This window comes from Bifidobacterium amazonense, assembly GCF_018555435.2.
Taxonomy (GTDB): Bacteria; Actinomycetota; Actinomycetes; order Actinomycetales; family Bifidobacteriaceae; genus Bifidobacterium; species Bifidobacterium amazonense.
Genome location: NZ_JAFEJT020000118.1, coordinates 1 through 5552, shown reverse-complemented (window position 1 = coordinate 5552; position 5552 = coordinate 1). Strand labels below are relative to the sequence as shown.

Annotated in this window: 3 rRNA genes; all 3 read left to right on the top strand. The window is 58.5% G+C overall.

The annotated features are described in order from the left end of the window. Positions 1–212 precede the first annotated feature (212 nt). The 3 genes from JS533_RS13540 (at position 213) to rrf (ending at position 5501) form a co-directional block, all read left to right on the top strand. A 16S ribosomal RNA gene (locus JS533_RS13540) occupies positions 213–1746 on the top strand. 410 nt (positions 1747–2156) lie between these two features. After that, positions 2157–5219: ribosomal RNA gene (locus JS533_RS13535) — 23S ribosomal RNA — on the top strand. 165 nt (positions 5220–5384) lie between these two features. Then, positions 5385–5501: ribosomal RNA gene (gene rrf, locus JS533_RS13530) — 5S ribosomal RNA — on the top strand. The 16S, 23S and 5S rRNA genes sit together here, the layout of an rRNA operon. Positions 5502–5552 lie beyond the last annotated feature (51 nt).

Sequence of the window (5552 nt, the reverse complement as noted above, 5' to 3'; positions counted from 1 at the left end):
GTGGTGGTGGTTTGAGAACTCAAGAGCGTGTTTGTACTACTTTTTAGAGTCGTTTTTTGATTGCCAGTTCATTCCTTTCCTGGTCTTCTTTGTGGGGGTTGGGTTCCATGAGAGTGGGTAATTGGGAGTGGGGTTTTTGTGCGAACGTCCTTCCTTATAGGATGTTCCGTCAATATTGTGAGAGTCATTGTTTGGTTCTCTTTGCAAGTTTTTTTGTGGAGGGTTCGATTCTGGCTCAGGATGAACGCTGGCGGCGTGCTTAACACATGCAAGTCGAACGGGATCCTGTTAGCTTGCTAACGGGTGAGAGTGGCGAACGGGTGAGTAATGCGTGACCGACCTGCCCTGTACTTTGGAATAGCTCCTGGAAACGGGTGGTAATGCCGAATGCTCCACATGAGCGCATGCGAGTGTGGGAAAGCCTGGTGCGGTATGGGATGGGGTCGCGTCCTATCAGCTTGACGGTGGGGTAACGGCCTACCGTGGCTTCGACGGGTAGCCGGCCTGAGAGGGCGACCGGCCACATTGGGACTGAGATACGGCCCAGACTCCTACGGGAGGCAGCAGTGGGGAATATTGCACAATGGGCGCAAGCCTGATGCAGCGACGCCGCGTGAGGGATGGAGGCCTTCGGGTTGTAAACCTCTTTTCATTGGGATCAAGGCATCTTCGGGTGTTGAGTGTACTTTTGGAATAAGCACCGGCTAACTACGTGCCAGCAGCCGCGGTAATACGTAGGGTGCAAGCGTTATCCGGATTTATTGGGCGTAAAGGGCTCGTAGGCGGTTCGTCGCGTCTGGTGTGAAAGTCCATCGCTTAACGGTGGATCTGCGCCGGGTACGGGCGGGCTGGAGTGCGGTAGGGGAGACTGGAATTCCCGGTGTAACGGTGGAATGTGTAGATATCGGGAAGAACACCAATGGCGAAGGCAGGTCTCTGGGCCGTTACTGACGCTGAGGAGCGAAAGCGTGGGGAGCGAACAGGATTAGATACCCTGGTAGTCCACGCCGTAAACGGTGGACGCTGGATGTGGGGCCCTTTCCACGGGTTCCGTGTCGGAGCTAACGCGTTAAGCGTCCCGCCTGGGGAGTACGGCCGCAAGGCTAAAACTCAAAGAAATTGACGGGGGCCCGCACAAGCGGCGGAGCATGCGGATTAATTCGATGCAACGCGAAGAACCTTACCTGGGCTTGACATGTTCCCGACGACCGCAGAGATGTGGTTTCCCTTCGGGGCGGGTTCACAGGTGGTGCATGGTCGTCGTCAGCTCGTGTCGTGAGATGTTGGGTTAAGTCCCGCAACGAGCGCAACCCTCGCCCCGTGTTGCCAGCACATGATGGTGGGAACTCACGGGGGACCGCCGGGGTTAACTCGGAGGAAGGTGGGGATGACGTCAGATCATCATGCCCCTTACGTCCAGGGCTTCACGCATGCTACAATGGCCGGTACAGCGGGATGCGACATGGTGACATGGAGCGGATCCCTGAAAACCGGTCTCAGTTCGGATTGGAGTCTGCAACCCGACTCCATGAAGGCGGAGTCGCTAGTAATCGCGGATCAGCAACGCCGCGGTGAATGCGTTCCCGGGCCTTGTACACACCGCCCGTCAAGTCATGAAAGTGGGCAGCACCCGAAGCCGGTGGCCTAACCTCTTTGAGGGGGGAGCCGTCTAAGGTGAGGCTCGTGATTGGGACTAAGTCGTAACAAGGTAGCCGTACCGGAAGGTGCGGCTGGATCACCTCCTTTCTACGGAGAGTTCAGGCTCCTGTTTGGGAGCCGGTGTGTGCCCCGCGGCCGGAATGGTTCCGGTTCGGTCGGGGTTGCTGGTGTGGAAGAGATCATGGCGGTTCTTGGTGGTATGGGCATGTTCTTGGGTTCCCGGACCGTCACCCCAGGCCTTGGTGTCTGGTGCGGTTCCGTGCCCCCGGTCGCATGGGTCGGTCTTTGGCCGGTTGCGTGGGGCGGGGTGCGTGGTGGTTTGAGAACTGGATAGTGGACGCGAGCAAAGAAGAATGTTTCTTGTTTTTCTTTGCTGTTGATTTCGAGAGCTCAATTTTTTTGGGTTTTTTCGAGTGTTGATCGTTTTGTGATCGTTAGTGTGATGATTTGTCGTCAAGCGAATCTTGCTATGGAATTTGCGTGCAACCGGCTTGTGGTTGGTTGCTTGCAAGGGCGTGTGGTGGATGCCTTGGCGGACAGGACCGATGAAGGACGTGTGAGGCGACGATATGCCTCGGGGAGCCGCCAACAGGGCTTTGATCCGAGGATTTCCGAATGGGGGAACCCGGCCACCGTCATGGGTGGTCACCGGCTTGGGCCGGGGGGTACGCAGGGAAGTGAAACATCTCAGTACCTGCAGGAAAGGATACTCCGTGAGTAGTGGCGAGCGAAAGCGGATGATGGCTAAACCTTGCGCGTGTGATACCCGTCGGGGGTTGCGCGTGGGGTGTTGTGGGAGCATGTGTCCCGTCGCCGGCGAGGCGGGCGCGAGTGATAAAGTTCTGGCGGAGGCGAACCGGTTTGAAGGCCGGACCGTAGGGGGTGATAGTCCCGTAGCCGAAGCGTCGGAACCTCGTGATCGTGTTTCCCGAGTAGCGCGGGCCTCGTGGAATCCCGCGTGAATCTGCCCGGACCGTCGGGTAAGCCTGAGTATATCTGTCCGACCGATAGCGTACTAGTACCGTGAGGGAAAGGTGAAAAGCACCCCGGGAGGGGAGTGAAACAGTTCCTGAAACCGTGCGCCTACGAACCGTCGGAGCCTTTCGGGGTGACGGCGTGCCTATCGAAAAATGAGTCTGCGAGTCAGTGGCATGTGGCGAGCGTAAGCCGTGTGGTGTACGCGTAGCGAAGGCGAGTCTTAAAAGGCGTTTGAGTCGCGTGTCCTGGACCCGAAGCGGGATGATCTAGCCCTGGGCAGGTTGAAGCGCGGGTAAGACCGTGTGGAGGACCGAACCCACCTGGGTTGAAAACCGGGGGGATGACCTGGGGCTAGGGGTGAAAGGCCAATCAAATTCCGTGATAGCTGGTTCTCTCCGAAATGCATTTAGGTGCAGCGTCGGTTGATTGCGTCCGGGGGGTAGAGCTACTGGATGCTTGCGGGCCCGTATCGGGTACCAACAGCAGCCAAACTCCGAATACCCGTGGCGTGTATGCCGGCAGTGAGTCGGCGGGGGATAAGCTCCGTCGTCAAAAGGGAAACAGCCCAGATCGTCGTCTAAGGTCCCCAAGCGCGTGCTAAGTGGGAAAGGATGTGGAGTCGCATAGACAGCCAGGAGGTTGGCTCAGAAGCAGCCATCCTTGAAAGAGTGCGTAACAGCTCACTGGTCTAGTGGTTCCGCGCCGACAATGTAGCGGGGCTCAAGCACGCCACCGAAGACGCGGCAACGGCCGTATGGTCGTTGGGTAGGAGAGCGTCCCCAACGGGGCGAAGCGGGGGTGGAAACGTCCGTGGACTGTTGGGGAGTGAGAATGCAGACATGAGTAGCGAGAGGCGGGTGCGAATCCCGTCCGCTGGATGACCAAGGGTTCCGGGGCCACGCTTGTCGTCCCCGGGTGAGTCGGGTCCTAAGGCGAGGCCGACAGGCGTAGTCGAATGGATGAACGGGTTGATATTCCCGTACCGGCATCGGACCGATCAGACCGAGGCCATGAGTACTAACCTCCGGTCATGGGTGATCCTTCCTTCGGGTTGGTGAGCTTGTGGTTGTTGGGACTGTAGTGGTAGTAGGTGAGCGCAGGAGCGACACGGGAGGGTAGCCGGCCGCGGAGGTGGTTTTCCGTGGTCAAGCGTGTGGCCCGCATCCCAGGCAAATCCGGGGTGCATGAGGGTGAGGCGTGATGATGGGGGCCTTGTGGCCCGAACCCGGTGATCCCATGCCGTCGAGAAAAGCTTCGGCGCGAGGGGCGGTGCCGCCCGTACCCCAAACCGACACTGGTGGTCAGGTAGAGAATACCAAAGCGATCGAGCGAATCCTGGTCAAGGAACTCGGCAAATCACTCCCGTGCCTTCGGTATAAGGGAGACCCCTAATGGTGATGGAACTTGCTTCCGGAGCTTTTGGGGGTGGCACAGGCCAGGGGGTAGCGACTGTTTACCAAAAACACAGGAGCGTGCGAAGGCGCAAGCCGCTGTATACGCTCTGACGCCTGCCCGGTGCCGGAAGGTTAAGAGGATCCGTCAGCATTTCGGTGTGAAGCGGTGAATTCAAGCCCCGGTAAACGGCGGTGGTAACTATAACCATCCTAAGGTAGCGAAATTCCTTGTCGGGTAAGTTCCGACCTGCACGAATGGCGTAACGACTTCCCCACTGTCTCGACCAGGAGCTCGGCGAAATTGCAGTACGAGTAAAGATGCTCGTTAAGCGCAGAAGGACGAAAAGACCCCGGGACCTTTACTATACCTTGGTATTGGCGTTAGGCGCGGATTGTGTAGCATAGGCGGGAGACTTCGAAGCGGGTGCGCCAGCATCCGTGGAGTCGCAAGGTGAAATACCGCTCTGTTCTCGTTTGACGTCTAACCACGATGAGTCATCCTCATCTGGGACAGTGCCTGGCGGGTAGTTTAACTGGGGCGGTTGCCTCCCAAAGAGTAACGGAGGCGCTCAAAGGTCCGCTCAGCCCGGTTGGCAATCGGGTGTCGAGTGTAATCGCACAAGCGGGCTTGACTGCGAGAACGACGGTTCGAGCAGGGACGAAAGTCGGAGATAGTGATCCGGTGCCGGCGCACGGGCGCGGCATCGCTCAACGGATAAAAGGTACCCCGGGGATAACAGGCTGATCATTCCCAAGAGTCCATATCGACGGGATGGTTTGGCACCTCGATGTCGGCTCGTCGCATCCTGGGGCTGGAGCAGGTCCCAAGGGTTCGGCTGTTCGCCGATCAAAGCGGCACGCGAGCTGGGTTCAGAACGTCGTGAGACAGTTTGGTCTCTATCCTCTGCGCTCGTTGGAATCTTGAGGAGGCCTGCCCATAGTACGAGAGGACCTGGGTGGACGAACCTCTGGTATGCCGGTTGTCACGCCAGTGGCACGGCCGGTTGGCTACGTTCGGAAGGGATAACCGCTGAAAGCATCTAAGCGGGAAGCCCGCTCCAAGATAAGGATTCCGTGGGACCTCGAGTCCCTGTACCCCCCATGCAGAACACGTGGTCGATAGGCCGGACGTGGAAGCCCCGCGAGGGGTGGAGCTGACCGGTACTAACGGGGGAAAGGCAACCAACATCATCACACTCCCCCCGGGGGTGTGACACGCATCTTACCGTGCAAGACGAATGACGGCAATGAGCATTGCGGTCACAAGACGAATCGAATCGCGTCCGCTCTCCGGTTCCCGGACCACCACGAACACGCCGGCAGGCAGGATTGCCTGACCGATAATCGAAGATTTGCGGCGGTCATGGCCCAGGTGAGACGCCCGGCTCCATTCCGAACCCGGAAGCTAAGGCCTGGCACGGCAATGGTACTGCACCCGATAGAGTGTGGGAGAGTAGCACACCGCCGCATTCACACTTGATGAGGACCCCGGTCGAGCCACACGGCTCCCGGGGTCCTTTC